The organism is Nocardia brasiliensis NBRC 14402 (assembly GCF_000308475.2).
Taxonomy (GTDB): Bacteria; Actinomycetota; Actinomycetes; order Mycobacteriales; family Mycobacteriaceae; genus Nocardia; species Nocardia brasiliensis.
The window spans coordinates 1-20,100 of the sequence record NZ_BAFT02000055.1 but is presented as its reverse complement, the minus strand read 5'-3'; the positions used below and the strand labels follow the sequence as shown (position 1 = coordinate 20,100).

Sequence of the window (20,100 nt, the reverse complement as noted above, 5' to 3'; positions counted from 1 at the left end):
GCGATCCGAACTATCTGGTCGGGCTCGATCTCGTCGGCCGCCGCGTCGTCGTGGTCGGCGGCGGTACGGTGGCCCAGCGCAGGCTCGGGCTGCTGATCGCCTCGGGCGCGGACGTGCACGTGGTGAGCCGCGAGGTCACGCCGGCGGTCGAGGGGATGGCGACCTCCGGGCAACTCACCGTGACGCTGCGCGCCTACGCCGACGGCGATCTGGACGGCGCCTGGTACGCGATCGCCTGCACCGATGAACCGGAGACCAACGCGGCGGTCGTCGCCGAGGCGACCCGGCGCCGGATCTTCTGCGTGCGCGCCGATCACGCCCGGCTCGGCACCGCGGTCACGCCCGCGACCGCACGCTACGACGGCATGACCCTCGGCGTGCTGGCCGGCGGCCAGCATCGGCGCTCGGCCGCGGTGCGCAACGCGCTGCTGGAGGCGTTGCAATCCGGTGTGGTGACCGATGATTCGACGCCGATCACCCCCGGTGTCGCGCTGGTCGGTGGCGGACCCGGCGACCCCGACCTGATCACCGTGCGCGGACGGCGGCTGCTCGGCCGTGCGGACCTGGTGGTCGCCGACCGGCTCGCGCCGCCGGAGCTGCTGGCCGAACTCGGACCCGATGTCGAGGTGATCGACGCGGCGAAGATCCCGTACGGGCGGGCGATGGCGCAGGACGCGATCAACGCCGCGCTGATCGAGGGCGCCAAGGCGGGCAAGTTCGTGGTGCGGCTCAAGGGCGGCGACCCGTACGTGTTCGGGCGCGGGTTCGAGGAACTCGAGGCCTGTGTCGAGGCGGGGATCCCGGTGACCGTGGTACCCGGTATCACCAGCCCCATCTCGGTGCCCGCGGCGGCGGGCATTCCGGTGACCCATCGGGGCGTGACGCACGAATTCGTCGTGGTGAGCGGCCATGTCGCGCCGGACCACCCGGATTCACTGGTGGATTGGCCCGCGCTGGCCCGGCTGCGCGGCACGCTGGTGCTGATGATGGCGGTGGAGCGGATCGAGCAGTTCGCGAACGCGCTGATCGAAGGTGGCCGCCCCGCGGACAGTCCCGCCACGGTCATTCAGGAGGGCACCCTGCGCACGCAGCGGGTGCTGCGCGCCGACCTCGGCACGGTCGCCGAGCGGGTGCGCGCCGAAGGCATCCGCCCGCCCGCGATCGTGGTGATCGGTCCTACGGCGGGCTTCTCGGTGCCGGTAGCCGACTGATCGGCCGGGCGCCGCGGTGGCACAGGTCGTCTACAGTGGCTCTCTGTGCTCGAGAATCCCGCTGCGCCGACGCAGTATCCAGTGAAAGAGCGGGCGTTCGGGCTCGCGATTCTCGTCCTCAGCGGCATGCAGCTGATGAGCGTGCTGGACGGCACGGTCATGATCCTGGTGGTGCCGCGGCTGCAGGCGGATTTCGGGATGTCCGCGTCCAGCGCGAACTGGGTGATCACGTCCTACGCACTCACCTACGCCGGGCTCATGCTGCTCGGCGGGCGGGTCGGTGATGCGTTCGGCCGCAAGAAAATGTTCTTGCTCGGCGTCGGCCTGTTCACCCTGTCGTCGCTGCTGTGCGGTCTCGCGATCAACGGCGGGATGCTGATCGGCATGCGCGCCCTGCAGGGCATCGGCGCGGCCTTCGCCTCGCCCACCGCCCTGGCACTCGTCGCGACCACCTTCGCGCCGGGCAAGGCGCGCAATCAGGCGATCGCGATCTTCGGCGCGATGGTCGGCGTCGGTTCGGTCGGCGGCCTGGTGGTCGGCGGTGCGCTGGCCGATGTCTGGTGGCGCGGCATCTTCCTGATCAATGTGCCGATCGGCCTGCTGGTCTTCGTGGGCGCGATGCGCTGTCTGCGCGACACCGAGCACCACCGCCTCTCCCTCGACGTGCGCGGCGCCGTGCTGGCCACGATCGGCGTCGCCACCCTGGTGTTCGGTGGCATGGAAGGTCCCGCGCTGGGCTGGGGCCACCCCGTGATCATCGGTTCGCTGGTGGCCGGCGGCGTCCTGCTGATCACCTTCATCATCGCCGAGCGCAACGTGGACAACCCGCTGCTGCCCTGGTCGCTGTTCAGCAGCCAGGACCGGGTCGCGACCTTTCTCGCGGTACTGCTGGCCAGCGGGGTGATGGGCGGGATCTCGGTCTTCGGTGCGCAGTACGTGCAGAATGTGCTGGGCTACAGCGCTTTACAGGCCGGCCTGATCTTCATTCCGTTCACCATCGGCATGGGTGTCGGCGGCGCGTTGACCTCGAAGCTGGTCATGCGGATCGCGCCGCGGATCCTGATCGGCGCGGGCGGCGGCCTGGCGGCGGTCGCCCTGCTGTTCGGCTCGACCCTGGACCGCACCGCGAACCTGCCCACGCTGCTCGTGCTGTTCCTGGTGATCGGCACCGGCGTCGGCATCGTGCTGGTCATCGTGCCGCTGTGCCTGATCGTCGGCGTCGAGGTGACCGAGATCGGTCCGCTGAGCGCGGTCGGTCAGATGCTGCTGGCGTTCGGCCCGGCCTTGGCGCTGGGCTTCCTCGGCCCGGTGGTGGTCTCGCGCACCCTGGCGCTGGGCGGCAGCAACACTGTCAAACCCAGCGCCATGAACACCGCCCAGCTCGACGCGCTCAGCAGCGGCTACACCCTCGCGCTGTTCCTGTGCGGTGTCGGCGTGGTGCTGACCCTGCTGATCGCGCTCGCCATCCGCTACACGGCGGCGCAGGTCGCGCAGGCGCAGCACGCGCAGGAAGAAGCCCAGCAGTCCTAGGCTTCGCGATCAGAGGCGGCCGGCGACCTTGCGTGGGGTCACCCGCACGATGACGCGCGGGCCGTCGTTGACCGAGGCCGGGTTGAAATCCAGGTACTTCTGCCCGGTGTACTTGGCGGACAGCTTGTCCGGCAGGGTCTTGTCCGGGTCCGGGGTGAGCGTGGCGGTGCCGCGAATCTCGGCGTAGGTGTAGGGGTTCTCCGGCGGGTTGATCATGATCGTGACGCGCGGATCGCGGGCGATGTTCTTGCCCTGCTGGCGATCGGTGGTGGTGGAGAAGAGCAGGTCGTCGCCGTCGCGCTCGAGCCAGATGACGGTGAGGTGCGGCTGGCCGCTCGGCCCGATCGTCGCCACGGTGGCGAACACCTTCGACTCGTCCAGATACTTCTTCAGTTCCGCGGAAAGCACACCGGTATCGGTCATGCTTTTCTGAAACACGCCGCGCCCCCGTGGCATTCCGCCGAGCACGGATGCGCCGCACAGCGACTACCTGCTGTGCGGCGAGCACCCGTCCGGTCAGCCGGCGGCGTGGCGGTCGGCGACGGTCAAAGTGTGATCGAGGATGGCCAGACCCTCTTTCGCCTCGGCTTCGCTGACGATGCACGGCGGGACCACGTGCAGGCGATTGAAGTTCACGAACATCAGCAGCCCGGCCGCGCGGCAGGCGGCGACCACCTCCGTCATCGCCGCGCTCGTTCCGCCGTACGGGGCGAGAGGCTCCCGCGTCGTCCGGTCGCGGACGAGCTCGAGCGCCCAGAACACCCCGGCGCCGCGGACGTCGCCGATGCTGGGATGCCGCTCGGCGAGTTCGCGCAGACCGGGGCCGAGTACGCGCGCACCGATATCGGCGGCGTGTTCGACGATGCCCTCGTCGGCCATCGCGGTGATGGTCGCGACGGCGGCCGCGGTCGCGAGCGGATGACCCGAATAGGTCAGGCCGCCCGGATAGGGGCGGTCGTCGAAGGTCGCGGCGATCGCCGGGCTGATCGCGACACCGCCCAGCGGCACGTAGCCGGAATTGACGCCCTTCGCGAAGGTCAGCAGATCGGGCACCACGCCGTCGAAATGCTCTATCGCGAACCACTTTCCGGTCCGGCCGAAACCGGACATCACCTCGTCGGCGATGAAGACGATGCCGTACTTGTCGCACAGTGCGCGCACGCCCGCCATGTACCCGGGCGGCGGGATCATGATTCCGGCTGTGCCGGGGACGGATTCGAGCACGATGGCCGCGATGGTGTTCGGCCCCTCGAAGGCGATGGTCTGTTCCAGATGCGCTAAAGCCCGCTCGGTCTCCTGCGTTTCATCGCTCGAATGGAATTGCGTGCGATACAGGAACGGCCCGAAGAAGTGCACGACACCGCTGTTGCCGTGATCGTTGGGCCAGCGCCGCGGATCACCGGTCAGGTTGATCGCGGTCTCCGTTCCACCGTGATACGAGCGGTACCGGGCGAGCACCTTGTAGCGGCCGGTGTGCAGCCGGGCCATCCGGACCGCGTGCTCGACGGCCTCGGCTCCGCCGTTGGTGAAGAAGATCTTGTTCAGCTCGCCCGGCGTGCGCTCGGCGATCAGGCGGGCCGCCTCCGAGCGCGCGTCGTTGACGTGCTGCGGTGCGACGGTGCACAGCTTGGCTGCCTGCTGTTGCACCGCCGCAACGACTTTCGGATGTTGATGCCCGATGTTGGTGTTCACCAGTTGAGAGGAGAAATCGAGCAGCCGAGTGCCCTCGCCGTCCCACACATAACAGCCCTGAGTGGCGCTGATGGTCATCGGATCCAGTTGCGCCTGGGCGGACCAGGAGTGGAAGACGTGGCGACGATCGAGCTCGTACGCGCGCGCTGCCGCCTCGCGGGCGGCCTCCGGGGTCAATCCGTTCGGGAGGGTCATCGTCGAGTTCTCCTGCGTCACTTGTGCTGTCGGCTACCTGTGCTCAGTGGTGGACGGGCTACTTGTTCTCGGGGAAGCCGAGGTTGATCCCGCCGTGGCTCGGATCGAGCCAGCGGGTGGTGACCGCCTTGGCCCGGGTGAAGAAGTGCACGCCGTCGGCGCCGTGCGCGTGCGAGTCACCGAACAGCGAGTTCTTCCAACCGCCGAAGCTGTAGTAGGACATGGGCACCGGGATCGGCACGTTGATGCCGACCATGCCCACCTCGACCTCGTTGTGGAAGCGCCGCGCCGCGCCGCCGTCGTTGGTGAAGATGGCTGTGCCGTTGCCGTACGGGTTGGCGTTGATCAGGGCGAGCGCGTCGTCGTAGCTGTCCACCCGCACCACCGAGAGGACCGGGCCGAAGATCTCGTCGGTGTAGACGCTCATCGCCGTGCCGACGTGGTCGAGAATCGTGGGGCCGAGCCAGAATCCGTCCGCTTCGCCATCGGCCGCGATGCCGCGTCCGTCGAGCACCACACGGGCACCGGCGGATTCGCCCGCCGCGATGTACTCTGCGACGCGATCGCGATGCGCCTTGGTGACCAGCGGGCCCATATCGGTCTCGCGGGTGCCGTCGCCGGTCTTGATGGTGGTGGCGCGCTCGGTGATCTTCGCGACCAGTTCGTCGGCGGTGCCGCCCACCGCGACCACCACGCTGATCGCCATGCAACGCTCACCGGCGGAACCGAATCCGGCGTTCACCGCGGCATCGGCGGCCAGGTCGAGGTCGGCGTCCGGCAGCACCACCATGTGGTTCTTCGCCCCGCCCAGCGCCTGCACCCGCTTGCCCGCCGCGGTGCCGCGCTGATAGACGTACTGCGCGATCGGGGTCGAGCCGACGAACGAGACGGCCTTGATCTTCGGGTGGTCGAGCAGCTCGTCCACCGCGACCTTGTCACCCTGCACGACGTTGAAAACGCCTGCGGGTAAACCGGCTTCGGCCCACAGCTCGGCCAGCCACAGCGAGGCCGAGGGGTCTTTCTCGCTCGGCTTGAGCACCACGGTGTTGCCCGCGGCGATGGCCAGCGGGAAGAACCACATCGGCACCATCGCCGGGAAGTTGAACGGCGAGATCACCGCGACCGGACCGAGCGGCTGACGGATGGAGAAGATGTCCACCTTCGTCGACGCGTTCTCGGTGTAGCCGCCCTTGAGCAGATGCGGTACGCCGCAGGCGAATTCGACGACCTCCAGACCGCGGCTCACCTCGCCCATGGCATCGGCGATCACCTTGCCATGCTCGGCCGTGATCAGTTGCGCCAGTTCGGCTTTGCGATCGTTGAGCAGCTCGCGGAACCGGAACAGGATCTGGGTGCGCCGCGCCAGCGAGGTGTCGCGCCAGGCCGGGAACGCGTCCGCGGCCGCATCGATCGCCGCGCGGGTGTCGGCCACGTTCGCCAGCGCGACCTGACCGGTCACCACGCCGGTCGCCGGATTGGTCACCGCCGCCGTCGCCTCGCTGGTCCCAGCGAAAGCCTTGCCGTCGAGCCAGTGCGCGATTGTCTGCATATCTCCTCGTTTCGATCCGTGAGCGTCGCGGTGCGGCGGCGGGTGGACGCCTCCTTGCTACTACTCTCCGGCATCAACCCTGCGATATCGCCCGACGATCTGTACGTGATTCAGCGATTCATATTACGATTCGTCGGTGCTGCCCTCTGTGTCCGATGTGCTGGCGATGCCGGTGGTGCGGGCCGGTGCGCCCGAGGTCGTCGCCGGTGGATCACTGGACCGGCCGGTGCGCTGGGTGCACGTCAGCGAGGTCGCGGAGGTGGCGCAGTTGCTGGCGGGCGGGGAACTGATCCTGACCACCGGTCAGCCGATGAGTCACGGCGACAGCGCGACGGCCGGCTACCTGACCGCGCTCGCCGCGGCGGGGGTGTCCGGGCTGGTGGTCGAGTTGGGCGCGTATGTGCCGCGGCTGCCGCCGATCGTCGCGCAGACCGCCGACGCGCTCGGGCTGCCGGTGATCGCGCTGCATCGGGTGACCCGATTCGTGGAGATCACCGAGGCGGTGCACCGGGTGATCGTGGCCGACCAATACGCCGAAGTGGAGTTCGCGCGCAACGTGCACGAGACCTTCACCGACCTCAGCGTGCGCCGCGCCTCGCTCGCCGAGATCGTGAAAACCGCTGCGGGCATGCTCGATTCGTCGGTCGTGCTGGAAGACCTGGCGCACCGGGTGCTGGCGTTCACGGCCAAGCACGCGAGCACGTCGGCGCTGCTCGAGGACTGGGAGAACATCTCGCGGCTGCTGCCCGACGGCTGGGATGCGGTGGCCGTGGGCCCGCACACCCAGCGCTGGGGGCGGTTGATCCTGCGCTCGAGCGAGGTGCCGACCGCCCGCGCCACGATGGTGCTGGAACGCGCGGCGCAGACGCTCACGCTGCACCGGATGATCGAGAAGGACCGCTTCGGCCTGCATCGCCAGGCACAGACCGGGCTCATCGACGACATGGTCAACGGGCGGGTGGTGGACGAACGCGACGCGGTGGCACGGGCCGCGGCGCTCGGCCTGGCCCGGCGCGCCGCCTACGTGCCGTTGGCCGTCGATGTCGCGGCCGTCGCCGAGGCCGATCCGGTCGCCCGGCAGCGCCGTGCCGCGGGCATCCTGGACGCGATCACGCACGGGCTCGGCCTGGCCAAACTCACCGCGCTCGCCGCCGCAGATCAGGGCGATCGAGTCGGCATGATCCTGGCGCTGCCGCGCACCGGTGCGCTCGACGAGAACCTGACCGCGGCCTGCGTCGCGATCGCCGGCGAGGTACGCCGGGTCGACGGCGTCGAACGGGTCGTGATCGGTGTCGGCGCCGAAGCGGATTCGCTGCTGGACACCGCGCACGAGCTGCCGCATGCGGCGCACATCGCGGAAGTGGCGCTGTCACTGCGGAGTTCGGTGCCGCGGCCGTTCTACCGCAGCGGCGATGTCCGGCTGCGCGGGCTGCTCTCGCTGATCCGCAACGAGCCCGGCGTACAACGATTCGCGGAAACGGAACTGAGTGCGTTGCTGCGCTACGACATTCGGCAAGGCGCCGACCTGACCGGCACGCTGCGCCAGTTCCTCGACCTGGCGGGCAACAAGACCGAACTCGCGCGGCGGCTCACCATCAGCAGGCCGACCCTGTACGAGCGGCTGGCGCGGATCGAACGCATCCTCGCCGTCGATCTCGAGGACGGGGAGTCGCGCACCTCGTTGCATGCGGCGCTGCTGATCCGCGATCTGACGGCGAACGCGCGCTGAATCCGGTCGTCCGATATGTCGCGATCGGCGTGGCGCATGGTGTAGCTCACATCTGCCCCGGTCAGCGCCACATCGCGGGAACATCGCAGGTCCGGTGGCGGTTGTGCGGCGTATGACAACCCTGGGATTGATCGGCAGCGGGAACATCGGCGCTACGGTGGCGCGACTCGCCATCGCCGCGGGACTCGACGTGGTGCTCAGCAACTCTCGTGGTCCCGAAACGCTGACCGATCTGGTCGCGGAGCTCGGCCCACGGGCGCGGGCGGCGACCGCCGACGAGGCGGCCGCGGCGGGGGACATCGTGGTGGTGACCGTGCCACTGCGCAATTACCAACAGGTGCCGGTCGCGCCCCTGGCGGGCAAGGTCGTCATCGACACCAACAACTACTACCCGGATCGAGACGGTATCTTCGCCGAACTCGCGGACGGCACCGTGACGAGCAGTGAACTGCTGCAAAAACATCTGCCGACCTCGAAGGTGGTCAAGGCGTTCAACAACATCTACTTCGTGCACCTCGGCGAACTGGCCCGTCCCGCGGGCGCCGTCGACCGGTCGGCGCTGCCGATCGCGGGCAACGACACCGGTGCGAAAGTCGCTGCGGCACAACTGATCGACGCCCTCGGCTACGACACCGTCGATGCCGGACCGCTGAGCGAGAGCTGGCGCTTCCAAGTGAACACGCCGGTCTACACCGACGCCTACGCGGCGGCACTTCCGTTCTGGGAGAACGCCGCAACCCCCGCGGACGGCACCAGAATTCGCGAGCTGCTCGCCGCCGCCGAGCGCTGACATGGGAGAACCCGGGAGCTTAGCCTGCTCCCGGGTTCAGGTTCTGCCGCCCAATTCGCCCACCCCGGTGGGGAAGAGATGAGGCTGAGATTCACGGCGTGTCGTGCCTTTGGACCACTTCCCCATGGCGGGGAAGGCCGGAGTCGAACCGGCATCTCGTCGCGTGCGTGTCCCTTCCTCGTACCGTCGGTGTTCGGCGGCGAATACTCATGCTGGAGCGAGAGTCTGAGATTGGCACGGTTGCCTCTGCCTGTTGGGCTACCCGGACATGGATGCCCGGAGGGGGACTCGAACCCCCACTGACGCCGTGGATTTCAGTTTCAACTTCAGTTTGAGTGTGCGCTCCTTGCGCTTCCCCCGCACGCGGCGGGGGAGTCTGTGGGCCCGGGGCCGATGGGCCCCGGGCGGTTTTCAGCGGAACAGGTAGCCGAAGATCACGTCACCGGTCTTGCGGTCGGTGACCTCGGTTCCGTTGGCCTCCTCGCGCGCGAATTTCACTGCGCGAGCGAGCTTGTCGACGCGCTCGGCCAGCTCGTTCACCCGGCGGGCGGGCAGAGCGCCGGAGAAGCGCACCGTGTTCCAGTAGCCGATGGCGATGTCCTCGTAATACACCTCCACCTGGGCCGGGTGCTTCTCGGTGGCCTCGGCCTTCACGTGGTTGCGCGGCACCTTCTTGGTCCGGATGGTGCGCACGGCGTCGGTGCGCCAGGTGTCGGTGGAGTCGTCGAACGACCACGCCTCGGCCGCGTCGAGCACCGGCAACCGCTGCACGAAGGCGTGCAGCTCGGCCAGCTGCTTCTCCAGGAACAGCAGGTAGGAGACCGGCACGTCCCGCAGCAGCACCTCGCCGTCGACGGAGACGTCGGCCTTCGCCTCGGTGTTCGTCCAGTCCTTCGTCGCGGTGACGTCGAACAGGCGGGTCAGGGTCGCCGCGGTCTGGCGCAGCACCTCCTCGGACTTCACCTGCACGCGGGTGGACTCCGGCGGAAGCTGCTCGCCCTCTTCGTCTTTCGGCTGGTAGGTGCGCGCGATACCGGCGAGCAGGGCCGCCTTCTGCAACGCGCCCTGGCGCTGCGCCAGCTCCCGCACCGCAGCGCTCTTCACGCCCTTCTCGACCGCAATGATCTGATTCAGCTTCGTCATCTCTACCTCCCCGGCACGTATTCGCACGTGGCGCACCAACATTCGGCTCGAGAATCCGAATCCTCCCGTTCCGGATCCCCGAGCACCCGGATGACGGTACGGGGCGGAGGCTGAAGTCCGCATCCCATTTTCTGCCGGCGTCCGGGAGGGGGTCTTCGGTCCTTGCGTTCGAAGGGGTGGACTGGCGGCTGGTCCGCCGAGGCCCTGATCGCGGGGCTCAGCGCGGTCGGCGTCGGACGCGCCGCCGGTCGCGGACAGCGTCTGCACGTGCGGCCGCCGACGGCAGGGTTCGCCGTTGGGGTTGTGCTGGAGCGTGGCTGGCTGCCGAAGTGATGGTGTGCCTCGTCGTTGGGTTTGTGCTGTTGCGTTTGGGCTTGTTGGCTGGCTGCCGAAGCGGGACAACCCTGATGTCGTCGACCTGCCGCGGGAGTTACATGGATAGTGCTGAGCGCGTTGAGTGCCGTTCCCGGCTGTAGGCGCACGTAGGTCCCGTGGCGTCTGGTTCCGGCGTGGTCGTCTGGCTGTGGTGCCGTTTTCGTGAGTGACTTGGGCAGGAATCCGCGGTTGGGGTGCGGATAGCGTTGTGCCTCGGCGGGTTTCACAGACCATCCATACGGTTCACAGACCCTCCAGCCCCTGTGAACCGTGTGGGTGCTTTGTGAGCCCCCACCTATCTGTCGCTTGGTCCACACCGCCCACCCCCGCGCTCGCTTCCCGCACCCCTTCCGACTCCACGCACCCCTTTCGTGTTCCCGCACGGGCTATGGCCGTCCACAGCGGGTGCGGGAACACGGAAGGGGTGCGTGAACTGGCCCAGGCCACCTATCTGTCGCTTGGTACGTCCGTGCTCGGCGTGTCTATTCCGGCGTTCGCGGGGAAGGTCGGACGGGGTCGGGGTAAGAGTGCCGAATGACACAAGGGATTGTGGTGGGGTGGTGGGGTCGCCAGACTGGGGCGATGGGGATATCTGTTGATGCGGAGCTGCTCGAGCGGTGGGTCGGGCTGGCGGGAGCGGGGTCGGTCGCTATGGGGGAGTTCGTGATTCGGTGTTATCGGGAACCGCATCGGCGGTATCACACGGTGGAGCATCTGCAGGCGATGCTGGAGGTGATCGATGATCTTGCGGGGGATGCGGAGGATATCGATGCGGTGCGATATGCGGCGTTCTTTCACGATGCTGTTTATGCGGTGGAGCGCGACGACAACGAGGAGCTGAGTGCTCGGTTGGCTGAGGAGTCGCTCGGAAAACTGGGGGTGGCAACGGGGTTGATTGCCGAGGTGGGGCGGCTGGTGCGGCTCACGGCGACCCATCGTGTGGCGGATGGGGATCGGAACGGGGCGGTGCTCTGTGACGCGGACCTGGCGGTGCTCGCGGCCGACGAGGCGGGGTATGCCGCGTATACGGCCGCGGTGCGGGCGGAGTACGGCCATGTGCCGGACGAGCTGTTCCGCGCGGGTCGTGCCGCGGTGTTGCAAGGGCTGGCCCAGCAGCCGTACCTGTTCCGAACCCCTACTGCGCGAACGCGTTACGAGGCGGCCGCGCGGACGAACCTGTCTCGGGAGCTGGCGACGTTGACCGCTGCTGGTGACTCGAGTGGCGACGCGCTGAGTTAGCCGGCGAACAGGCGTTGCTGATTGCGGCCGATGACTCGGTGGCGGCGCGTCGACTTGTCCGGGGAGCTGGCGTTGTTGATTGCTGCTGGTGACTCAGGTGGCGGCGTGTGCGAGCTGGCCGTGCTCGCCGCCTCAGGTGAGAATCAATAACTCGGTCGGCGAGGCGATTTCGGTTTTCAGGCCGGCTTTGCCCGCCACCTTCGCCAGGCTCCGGACGTCGGTGGGTTCGGCGCGGGTGAGCACGAGTGCGCGGGCCAGCAGGCCTTTGTGGTGTTTGTTGAAGTGGCTGACCACGGTGCGGGAGCCGTCGGGGTGTTCGGTGAGCACGTTGGCGGTGACCGCGCCGGGCACCCGGCCGAGCTGCTGATAGGTGCCCGACCGTAGATCGACCACCAGGTCGCCGGCGGCTTCGGCGAGCAGCGCGTCGGACAGCGAATCGCGCCAGACGGCCGAAAGCGTGGGCAGGCCGGGCAGTTTCGAACCGCCGGAGAGCCGGTAGGCGGGAATCGGGTCGCTCGCGCGGACCGCCCCGAACAGCGCGGACCCGATGCCGAGGCGCGCGTAGGCCTTCGCGCGCTGCGCCTTGCTGAACGAGCGCGCGTCGAGCGCGTCGTAGAGCACGCCGGTGTAGCGCTCCAGCGCGGGCCGGGTGGGGGAGCTGCGCAGGGACGCGTTGCGGGCGATCTCGGCGTCGGCGCCCTTGCCGAGACCGAGCACCGCGCGGCTCGCGTCCGGGTCGGTGGCGAGCTTGGTGAGCTCGTCGATCAACTGGTCGCGTACCGCGGTGAGCTGCGGCATCGACAACGCATCCAGCGCCAGCGGCACGTCGGCACCGCCGTCGGACTTGGTTTCGGAGGGAGGCAGCAGCACCAGCACGAACGAATACGGTAATGCGTTGCGAGCATCGCGCGAGCAGCGACTACCCTGTGCATCCGTGATCACCCGCCTCTCCCGCCTTTTCCTGCGTACCCTGCGCGACGATCCCGCCGACGCGGAGGTGCCCAGCCACAAACTTCTCGTGCGCGCCGGATACGTGCGACGCATCGCGCCGGGCGTCTACTCGTGGCTGCCGCTGGGCCTGCGAGTGCTGCGCAAGGTCGAGGATGTGGTGCGCGAGGAGATGGACGCGATCGGCGCGCAGGAGATCTCGCTGCCGGCGCTGCTGCCGCGCGACCCGTACGAGACCACCAACCGGTGGACCGAATACGGCGACGGCCTGTTCCGGCTGAAGGACCGCAAGGGCGCGGACTACCTGCTCGGCCCGACGCACGAGGAGCTGTTCGCGCTCACCGTGAAGGGCGAATACAACTCGTACAAGGACCTGCCGGTCACGCTGTACCAGATCCAGACCAAGTACCGCGACGAGGAGCGTCCGCGCGCGGGCATCCTGCGCGGCCGCGAGTTCGTCATGAAGGACTCGTACTCGTTCGACCTCGACGAGGACGGCCTGAAGGCCAGCTACGCCGCACACCGCGAGGCCTACCAGCGGATCTTCGACCGGCTGCAGGTGAAGTACGTCATCGTCGCGGCCACCTCCGGCGCGATGGGCGGCAGCGCGTCCGAGGAGTTCCTGGCCGACAGCCCGGTCGGCGAGGACACCTACGTGCGCTGTGTCGAGTCGGGTTACGCGGCCAATGTGGAGGCCGTGGTCACCCCCGCGCCCGCGCCGCTGCCGCTCGAGGGCCTGGCCGAGGCGGTCGTGCACGACACTCCGGACGCGCCGACCATCGCGACGCTCGTCGATTGGGCGAACAGCGCGGGCATCGCCGAACAGTTCGGCCGTCCGGTCACCGCGGCGGACACGCTCAAGAACGTGATGGTGAAGCTGCGCCATCCCGACGGCAAGTCCGAGATCGTCGGCATCGGCGTGCCGGGCGACCGCGAGGTGGACGACAAGCGGCTCGGCGCATCGGTCGAGCCGGCCGAGGTGGAGCTGCTCACCGAGGCGGATTTCGCGGCCAACCCGTTCCTGGTGAAGGGCTACATCGGCCCGAAGGCGTTGCAGGCCAACGGTGTTCGCTACCTCGTCGACCCCAGGGTCGGCACCGGCACAGCGTGGATCACCGGCGCGGACGCGCCCGGTAAGCATGTGGTCGGCCTGGTGGCGGGCCGGGACTTCACTCCGGACGGCACCATCGAGGCCGCCGAGGTCCGCGACGGCGATCCCTCGCCGGACGGCCGGGGCGCGCTGGTGGCCTCGCGCGGTATCGAGATCGGGCACATCTTCCAGCTCGGCCAGAAGTACACCAATGCCTTCGAGGTGGATGTGCTCGGCGAGAACGGCAAACCGGTCCGGCTCACGATGGGCTCCTACGGCGTCGGCGTCTCCCGCATGGTCGCGGTGATCGCCGAACAGCAGCACGACGACAAGGGCCTGCGCTGGCCGGCCGAGGTCGCGCCGTACGACGTGCACGTCGTCATCGCGAACAAGGACGAGGCGGCTCGCGCGGGCGCCGAGCAGGTCGTCGCCGGGCTGCACGCCAAGGGCCTGGACGTGCTCTTCGACGACCGCACCGCCTCACCCGGCGTCAAGTTCAAGGACGCCGAATTGCTCGGCATGCCTTTGGTTCTCGTCATCGGCCGGGGCTGGGCCGAGGGCAAGGTGGAACTGCGCGACCGCTTCACCGGCGAAGCCACCGAACTCCCCGCGGATTCGGCCGTCGACGCGGTCGTCACCCGGATCCGCGGCTAGCCCGGCACGCGAGCGACGGCCCCGATGGATCTCCATCGGGGCCGTTTTCGCGTGGGCGGGTGGGCTTCAAGATCAGGGGGAACTGGTGGCGGCATCGTCCGAGTGCGCGCCGCCACCAGTTCCCCCTGATCATGAACGCGCGACCCTACGGAACCGTAGGCGGGATTTGCGGTGTGAAGTGGGGTGGAGGGGCTATGGGCTGCTGTTACCCGCTGGTAAGTTAACGGCATGACGAGCACCGATCCGTTGTTGTTCAACCCTGCCACCTACGACCCGCAGCATTTCGACGCCGAGACCCGGCGGCTGCTGCGTGCCACCATCGAGTGGTTCGAGTCGCGGGGCAAGCAGCAGCTGCTGGCCGACGACGCGGACGCGGTCTGGACGGCCGACTTCCTCGAGTTCGTCGCGAAGGAGAAGCTGTTCGCCACCTTCCTGACCCCCGCGGAGTTCGCCGACGGCGACGAGAACCGGCGCTGGGACGCGGCGCGCAACGCGGCGCTGTCGGAGATCTTCGGCTTCTACGGGCTGGCCTACTGGTACGCCGAGCAGGTGACGATCCTCGGGCTCGGGCCGATCTGGCAGAGCGAGAACACCGATGCCAAGCTGCGTGCGGCCGCCGACCTGGCTGCCGGTCAGGTGATGGCGTTCGGTCTGTCCGAGCGTGAGCACGGCGCCGACATCTACAACACCGACCTGGTGCTGACCCCCAGCGAGCCGGGCAGTGCCGACGCGGAGGCGGGAATCCTGTTCCGCGCCAACGGCGAGAAGTACTACATCGGCAACGGCAATGTGGCGAGCATGGTTTCGGTGTTCTCCCGCCGGTCCGATGTCGAGGGCGCCGAGGGCTACGTCTGGTTCGCCGCGGACAGCAGGCACGAGAACTATCACCTGCTGGGCAATGTCGTGCACCAGCAGATGTACGTCAGCACGTTCCGCCTGGAGAACTACCCGGTGCGGGCCGAGGACATCCTGCACACCGGGCCCGAGGCCTTCTCCGCCGCGCTGAACACCGTCAACGTCGGCAAGTTCAACCTGTGCCACGGCGGCATCGGCATGGTCGAGCACTCGTTCTACGAGGCGATCACGCACGCCAACAACCGCATCCTGTACGGCAACCCGGTCACCGACTTCCCGCACGTGCGGACCAATTTCGTCGACGCCTACGCGCGCATCGTCGCGATGAAGCTGTTCAGCGATCGCGCCGTGGACTACTTCCGCAGCGCGAGCCTCGACGACCGGCGCTACCTGCTGTTCAACCCGATGACGAAGTCGAAGGTGACCTCGGAGGGGGAGACGGTGATGACCCTGCTGCTGGATGTGCTGGCGGCCAAGGGATTCGAGAAGAACACCTACTTCGCCGAGGTGCAGCGGCTGATCAACACGCTGCCCCGGCTCGAGGGCACGGTGCACGTCAACGTCGGGCAGATCCTGAAGTTCATGCCCAACTATCTGTTCAACCCCAAGGAGTACCCGGAGATCGGCACCCGTCTCGACGCGGCCGACGACGAGTTCTTCTGGCGGCAGGGGCCGGCCCGTGGCGCGGGCAAGGTGCAGTTCGCCGACTGGACCCCGGTGTACGAGAAGCATGCCGACATCCCGAATGTCGGCCGCTTCTACGAGCAGGCCCAGGCGCTGCGCACACTGCTGAGCACCGCGGCGCCCGATGCCGGCCAGCAGCAGGATCTCGATTTCATGTTGACCATCGGCCACCTGTTCTCCCTGGTGGTCTACGGTCAGCTGATCCTGGAGCAGGCGGCGATCACCGGACTGGACCGCGATCTGCTCGACCAGATCTTCGATTTCCAGGTGCGTGACTTCAACACCTACGCGACCACGCTCTACGGCAAGCCGTCGGCCAGCCCCGACCAGCAGGCCTGGGCCGCGTCGGCGCTGCGCCCACCGGTGGCGGATCGTCCGCGCTTCGACCGGATCTGGGCCGAGGTGGCCGCTTACGACGGCGCCTACGAGATGCGCCCGTAAGCCGCGAACATCGAAAAGGCCGACCCCGCAAGCCCTGTGAGGTCGGCCTTTTCGTGCGAGCTCACCCCGGCCCTGCTGCCGGACGAACCGCACACCCAATATGGGTGTCGGGTACCCGGCTCACGGCAGGTGAAACTCGCTGTCCGGAGTTTCCTGAGGTGTCCTGGCGCACAGGGGGTTTCGGCTCAGACCTTGCCGGGGAACGGTGTCGTCGGCGGGTCGGTGCCCAGGATGGACTGCCACGTGGCCAGGCGGACCGCGCATTCGGTGAGCGCGTCGATGCCCATCCGGCGCAGCGCCTCGGACGTGCCGTGCTCGACGACGGCCCGCCACGCGACCGCGGTGTCGGACTCGACGGTCGCGGCCAGATGCGCCGCGGGAATCGGATCGTTCACCGGAAACGGCATCGTGTAGGCGGCATCCGGCGGCGGGGCGGTGACGCCCGCCGCGGTGAGCGCGTCGATCGTGGCGTCCCGGCGGGCGCGATGGCTCGCGGTGTTCTCGGCGACGAGACGGTAGCGCTCGCGCGACGCATACGCGGCGACCACGCCGTAGGCGTACACCGCGCTGTATTCGGCGCGCAGCGCGTCCAGCAGCGCCTGACGTTCGGCATCGGTCATGCCAGCAGCACCCCCGCCTGGGCGGCGCAGGCCGCGCTGATCGAGGCGAGCAGCCCGGCCCGGTAACCCGACTGGGTACCGGCGAGAGCGGCGGCCGCCTGCCGGGACTCGGTGAGCTGTGCGCGCAAGGTGTCGAGGCTGGGCGGCGCGACGGGCGGCACCGTCGAACCGGAGACCACCGCGGACGGGCCCGATGCCTGCCCCGGTGTGTTGGTCCTGGTGCGGTGCACCGGTTTGGTGCCGTCGCCGTAGACGCCGATCACCCGCTCGATCTCGGTGCGCAAAGCGTCTGCGTGCGCGGTCCTTTCGGTCGCGATCGCGGTGAGCGCACTGTGCTTCGCCGGCGCCAGCGCGATCGCGGCGGTGGCCGCCGCTGCGTCGGCGCGTGCCAGAACCTCTTGGGCGGCAAGCGGATCCGGCTCGTGCACAGTGTCCTCGGCGGTGCAGCCGACGGCCGCGCCGAGCGCGAGCACGCCGACGGTGCCGCCACCGGCGAGCCGTAACACGGTGCGGCGGTCCAGCGGAAACCGGGAAGCGTGCCGGTCGGACGGGGAGCCGGAAGAGCGTGCGGCACGCGGCTGCACGGGAGGGCGGATGGGCACGGCACCATCGTGCCAGATTCGCCGGGGTGCCTCGGACCAGGCACCGCCGTCCGCGGAGTTCGACGCGGCGGCCCTCGCCTGGGTACGCTTCGCTGCCGCCGCGGAGCCGTCGATCGGCCACGAGTGGCGCGCGTACTGCTTGCCCGATGGTCCTTTACACTCTCTGAGCGCGTTACGCTAGACCTTCGGTTGAAGTAATTTCCCTACCGCCGTCACAACTGAACCAGGAGCCGCCCCAGATGCCGATGCCGACCGAGGAAAGGCTGAGCCAGCTCATAGCTGGACTAGTCGAACGCCGAGGGTTCGACCTCGAAGGGGTCGAGATCTCGACCGCCGGCAAGCATGCGGATGCGCAGGCTCGTGTGAAGGTGACCGTCGACAGCGACGGACCGTCCGATCTCGACTCGATCGCCGTACTCAGCGCCGAAGTCTCGGAGTTGCTGGACGAGGCAGGCGATTTCGGTGAGACCCCGTACCTGCTCGAGGTCACCACCCCGGGTATCGATCGCCCGCTCACCGAGGATCGGCACTGGCGCCGCGCCCGCGGCCGCAAAGTGCTGGTGCAGCTACGCGAGGGCGCACCCGTCCCCGACTCGGGTGGCGCCCGGAAATTCGAGGCCAGGGTGGGTGTGCTCGACGGCGATACAGTGGCGTTGGTGCTGGGCGGCAAACACAAGCCGCATCGGGTGCGCGTGCCGCTCACCGACATCGCGGAAGCGGTGGTGCAGGTCGAGTTCGGCAAGCCGGGGCCGCGGGAAATGGAACTCGCCGGCGGCGTGGCGCCCGGGCGCCCGGTGCCCGGCCAGGAAGATGATGTGCCGGCGGTCGACGCCGCGGATGTTTCAGGAACAACGAATGCACTACCCGGATCAGTAACAGCGTCCGATTCGCCGACCGAAGGGATCGTGGAATGAACATCGAAATCGAAGCCCTGCGCGCGATCGTCGCCGACAAGGGGATCTCGATCGAGACCGTGATCTCCGCGATCGAGTCGGCGCTGCTCACCGCGTACCGGCACACCGAGGGCCACCAGCCCAACGCGCGCATCGACATCAACCAGAAGACCGGAACGGTCCGGGTGATGGCGCGTGAGCTGGACGCCGACGGCAACGTGATCTCCGAATGGGACGACACCCCTGAGGGTTTCGGCCGGATCGCGGCGACCACGGCGCGCCAGGTGGTGTTGCAGCGGCTGCGCGACGCCGAGAACGAGAAGTCCTTCGGCGAGTTCTCCACGCACGAGGGCGATATCGTCGGCGGTGTGGTGCAGCGCGACGCGCGCGCCAACGCCCGCGGCACCATCGTCGTGCGCATCGGCAGCGAACTGCACGGCGCCGAGGGGTTGATCCCGCCCGCCGAGCAGGTGCCCGGCGAGACCTACGAGCACGGCGACCGGATCAAGTGCTACGTCGTCGGCGTCTCGCGGGGGCCGCGCGGCCCGCAGATCACGCTCTCGCGCACGCACCCGAACCTGGTGCGGCGGCTGTTCGCGCTCGAGGTGCCCGAGATCGCGGACGGCTCGGTCGAGATCGTCGCGGTGGCCCGCGAGGCCGGGCACCGCTCCAAGATCGCGGTGCGCAGCACGGTGTCCGGAGTGAATGCCAAGGGCGCGTGCATCGGCCCGATGGGGCAGCGGGTGCGCAACGTGATGAGCGAGCTGGCCGGCGAGAAGATCGACATCATCGATTTCGCCGAGGATCCGGCGACGTTCGTCGGCAATGCGCTCTCGCCGTCGAAAGTGGTGTCGGTCACCATCGTCGATCCCGAAGCGCGGGCCGCGCGCGTCGTGGTGCCGGACTTCCAGCTCTCGCTGGCCATCGGCAAGGAGGGTCAGAACGCTCGGCTGGCCGCCCGGCTGACCGGCTGGCGGATCGATATCCGCAGCGACGCGGCCCCTGACATGGGCGGCGGCACGGTGCGGACGGAGGCGCACCGCAGTTGACCGGAACCGGCGCGACGCACCGTGCGTTGGACAGCACTGGGCGCGATTCGGGCCATCGGGATGACATGTTGGTAACTTCCGCAGGGGAGCGGTTCGGTGATCCGACCGGTGCAGCGGTAGAGTGGACAGAGGTTCAGCACGCGCAACCGATTCGGACCTGTATCGGATGCCGGAAGCGCGAGTTGGCCGCCGATCTGTTACGGATCGTGGCACGGAAATCGGATACCGGAGACGGTGCCCCCGCTGTCATGATCGTTCCCGATCCGCGGCGCAGACTTCCCGGACGGGGTGCCTGGTTGCACCCCGTCTCGGCTTGTCTGAACGCGGCAGAACGGCGCCGAGCATTCGGCAGAGCACTAAGAGTGTCCGGAAATCTGGATATCTCAGCCCTGGAGCAGTACCTCGAGAACAGGCACGAGCACTCATGAGCACACCGTGAAGCACCAACGATGAACGTCCATCGGAGATAACCCGAGGTCGTGCGGGCCCCGTCCCTGAACAACGGGTGCACTGCTCGACCTCTCAGTGAGGAGAGCAGTGGCAGGCAAGGCCCGCGTGCACGAGTTGGCCAAAGAACTCGGTGTCACCAGCAAGGAACTACTCGCAACGCTCAAGGAGCAGGGCGAGTTCGTGAAGTCTGCGTCGTCGACGGTGGAAGCTCCCGTCGCGCGCCGGCTGCGTGAGTCGTTCGCATCGAAATCAGCCCCGTCGAACGGCACCAAGTCGGGTTCACGCCCCGGCCCGTCCTCGTCGGCCCGTCCGGCCGCGAAGCCCGCAGGAAACGGTCCCCGCCCGGGGCCGCGCCCGTCGG

Annotated in this window: 18 protein-coding genes; 11 read left to right on the top strand and 7 right to left on the bottom strand. The window is 68.5% G+C overall.

Annotation, left to right across the window (positions count from 1 at the left end; translation table 11 throughout):
• Positions 1–14 precede the first annotated feature (14 nt).
• Together cobA and TY25_RS16885 are read left to right on the top strand one after the other, a co-directional pair.
• Entirely contained in the window at positions 15–1,211 is a 1,197-nt protein-coding gene (gene cobA, locus TY25_RS16890) for a uroporphyrinogen-III C-methyltransferase (RefSeq protein WP_042257336.1), read from the top strand.
• A gap of 45 nt (positions 1,212–1,256) precedes the next feature.
• Positions 1,257–2,741 carry an MFS transporter gene (locus TY25_RS16885; RefSeq protein ID WP_042257315.1) on the top strand — a complete coding sequence of 495 codons (1,485 nt, stop codon included), beginning with the start codon at positions 1,257–1,259 and terminating at the stop codon, positions 2,739–2,741.
• Between the two features lie 9 nt (positions 2,742–2,750).
• On the opposite strand, the gene TY25_RS16880 is transcribed toward TY25_RS16885, so the two are convergent.
• The 3 genes from TY25_RS16880 to TY25_RS16870 form a co-directional block, all read right to left on the bottom strand.
• Positions 2,751–3,164: a PPOX class F420-dependent oxidoreductase gene (locus TY25_RS16880; RefSeq protein ID WP_042257313.1), complete on the bottom strand. Its 414-nt coding sequence runs from the start codon at positions 3,162–3,164 to the stop codon at positions 2,751–2,753.
• 93 nt (positions 3,165–3,257) lie between these two features.
• The gene (locus TY25_RS16875) at positions 3,258–4,628 is read right to left on the bottom strand and encodes an aspartate aminotransferase family protein (RefSeq protein WP_042257335.1); all 1,371 of its coding nucleotides are present in this window, start codon (positions 4,626–4,628) and stop codon (positions 3,258–3,260) included.
• Between the two features lie 58 nt (positions 4,629–4,686).
• Positions 4,687–6,177, bottom strand: a complete 1,491-nt coding sequence (locus tag TY25_RS16870) for a CoA-acylating methylmalonate-semialdehyde dehydrogenase (protein ID WP_042257311.1) — start codon at positions 6,175–6,177, stop codon at positions 4,687–4,689.
• Between the two features lie 136 nt (positions 6,178–6,313).
• On the opposite strand from TY25_RS16870, the gene TY25_RS16865 reads away from it, so the two are divergent.
• Both TY25_RS16865 and TY25_RS16860 read left to right on the top strand, forming a co-directional pair.
• A complete protein-coding gene (locus TY25_RS16865; protein WP_042257308.1) occupies positions 6,314–7,906 on the top strand; it encodes a PucR family transcriptional regulator in 1,593 nt (530 codons plus the stop codon).
• 112 nt (positions 7,907–8,018) lie between these two features.
• On the top strand, positions 8,019–8,696 hold the full coding sequence (locus tag TY25_RS16860; RefSeq protein WP_042257306.1) for an NADPH-dependent F420 reductase: 678 nt from the start codon (positions 8,019–8,021) through the stop codon (positions 8,694–8,696).
• 411 nt (positions 8,697–9,107) lie between these two features.
• On the opposite strand, the gene TY25_RS16855 is transcribed toward TY25_RS16860, so the two are convergent.
• The gene (locus TY25_RS16855; RefSeq protein WP_042257304.1) at positions 9,108–9,839 is read right to left on the bottom strand and encodes a DUF7873 family protein; all 732 of its coding nucleotides are present in this window, start codon (positions 9,837–9,839) and stop codon (positions 9,108–9,110) included.
• 1,080 nt (positions 9,840–10,919) lie between these two features.
• On the opposite strand from TY25_RS16855, the gene TY25_RS16850 reads away from it, so the two are divergent.
• Entirely contained in the window at positions 10,920–11,453 is a 534-nt protein-coding gene (locus TY25_RS16850) for an HD domain-containing protein (RefSeq protein WP_226887231.1), read from the top strand.
• Between the two features lie 132 nt (positions 11,454–11,585).
• On the opposite strand, the gene yaaA is transcribed toward TY25_RS16850, so the two are convergent.
• A complete protein-coding gene (yaaA, locus tag TY25_RS16845; protein ID WP_042257301.1) occupies positions 11,586–12,329 on the bottom strand; it encodes a peroxide stress protein YaaA in 744 nt (247 codons plus the stop codon).
• Positions 12,330–12,387: 58 nt separating this feature from the next.
• On the opposite strand from yaaA, the gene TY25_RS16840 reads away from it, so the two are divergent.
• Complete coding sequence (locus TY25_RS16840) at positions 12,388–14,145, top strand: proline--tRNA ligase (RefSeq protein WP_042257298.1); 1,758 nt, start codon at positions 12,388–12,390, stop codon at positions 14,143–14,145.
• A gap of 228 nt (positions 14,146–14,373) precedes the next feature.
• The gene (locus TY25_RS16835; RefSeq protein WP_042257290.1) at positions 14,374–16,125 is read left to right on the top strand and encodes an acyl-CoA dehydrogenase family protein; all 1,752 of its coding nucleotides are present in this window, start codon (positions 14,374–14,376) and stop codon (positions 16,123–16,125) included.
• Between the two features lie 185 nt (positions 16,126–16,310).
• On the opposite strand, the gene TY25_RS16830 is transcribed toward TY25_RS16835, so the two are convergent.
• Positions 16,311–16,745 (bottom strand): ferritin-like domain-containing protein, encoded by a 435-nt coding sequence (locus TY25_RS16830; RefSeq protein ID WP_042257288.1) that lies wholly within the window; start codon positions 16,743–16,745, stop codon positions 16,311–16,313.
• Positions 16,742–17,347, bottom strand: coding sequence for a hypothetical protein (locus tag TY25_RS16825; RefSeq protein ID WP_226887232.1), 606 nt, complete (start codon positions 17,345–17,347; stop codon positions 16,742–16,744). The genes TY25_RS16830 and TY25_RS16825 overlap by 4 nt, the downstream gene beginning before the upstream one ends.
• 239 nt (positions 17,348–17,586) lie before the next feature.
• Here TY25_RS16825 and rimP point away from each other — a divergent pair, with 239 nt between their 5' ends.
• The 4 genes from rimP to TY25_RS41710 form a co-directional block, all read left to right on the top strand.
• Positions 17,587–18,261 carry a ribosome maturation factor RimP gene (gene rimP / locus TY25_RS16820; RefSeq protein ID WP_042257286.1) on the top strand — a complete coding sequence of 225 codons (675 nt, stop codon included), beginning with the start codon at positions 17,587–17,589 and terminating at the stop codon, positions 18,259–18,261.
• A complete protein-coding gene (gene nusA / locus TY25_RS16815) occupies positions 18,258–19,289 on the top strand; it encodes a transcription termination factor NusA (protein WP_014986914.1) in 1,032 nt (343 codons plus the stop codon). Before rimP ends, nusA begins: the two co-directional genes overlap by 4 nt.
• 68 nt (positions 19,290–19,357) lie before the next feature.
• Positions 19,358–19,717: a YlxR family protein gene (locus TY25_RS41715; RefSeq protein WP_226887544.1), complete on the top strand. Its 360-nt coding sequence runs from the start codon at positions 19,358–19,360 to the stop codon at positions 19,715–19,717.
• Between the two features lie 109 nt (positions 19,718–19,826).
• Positions 19,827–20,100: translation initiation factor IF-2 N-terminal domain-containing protein (locus TY25_RS41710; protein ID WP_156055105.1), on the top strand; the 274-nt coding region annotated here is incomplete at its 3' end.

Bases quoted from the DNA above. Each gene is read 5' to 3' on its own strand.
- TY25_RS16880 (WP_042257313.1), bottom strand. From the start codon at position 3,164: ATGACCGATACCGGTGTGCTTTCCGCGGAACTGAAGAAGTATCTGGAC.
- TY25_RS16875 (WP_042257335.1), bottom strand. From the start codon at position 4,628: ATGACCCTCCCGAACGGATTGACCCCGGAGGCCGCCCGCGAGGCGGCA.
- TY25_RS16870 (WP_042257311.1), bottom strand. From the start codon at position 6,177: ATGCAGACAATCGCGCACTGGCTCGACGGCAAGGCTTTCGCTGGGACC.
- TY25_RS16860 (WP_042257306.1), top strand. From the start codon at position 8,019: ATGACAACCCTGGGATTGATCGGCAGCGGGAACATCGGCGCTACGGTG.
- TY25_RS16855 (WP_042257304.1), bottom strand. From the start codon at position 9,839: ATGACGAAGCTGAATCAGATCATTGCGGTCGAGAAGGGCGTGAAGAGC.
- TY25_RS16835 (WP_042257290.1), top strand. From the start codon at position 14,374: ATGACGAGCACCGATCCGTTGTTGTTCAACCCTGCCACCTACGACCCG.
- TY25_RS16830 (WP_042257288.1), bottom strand. From the start codon at position 16,745: ATGACCGATGCCGAACGTCAGGCGCTGCTGGACGCGCTGCGCGCCGAA.
- rimP (WP_042257286.1), top strand. From the start codon at position 17,587: ATGCCGATGCCGACCGAGGAAAGGCTGAGCCAGCTCATAGCTGGACTA.
- nusA (WP_014986914.1), top strand. From the start codon at position 18,258: ATGAACATCGAAATCGAAGCCCTGCGCGCGATCGTCGCCGACAAGGGG.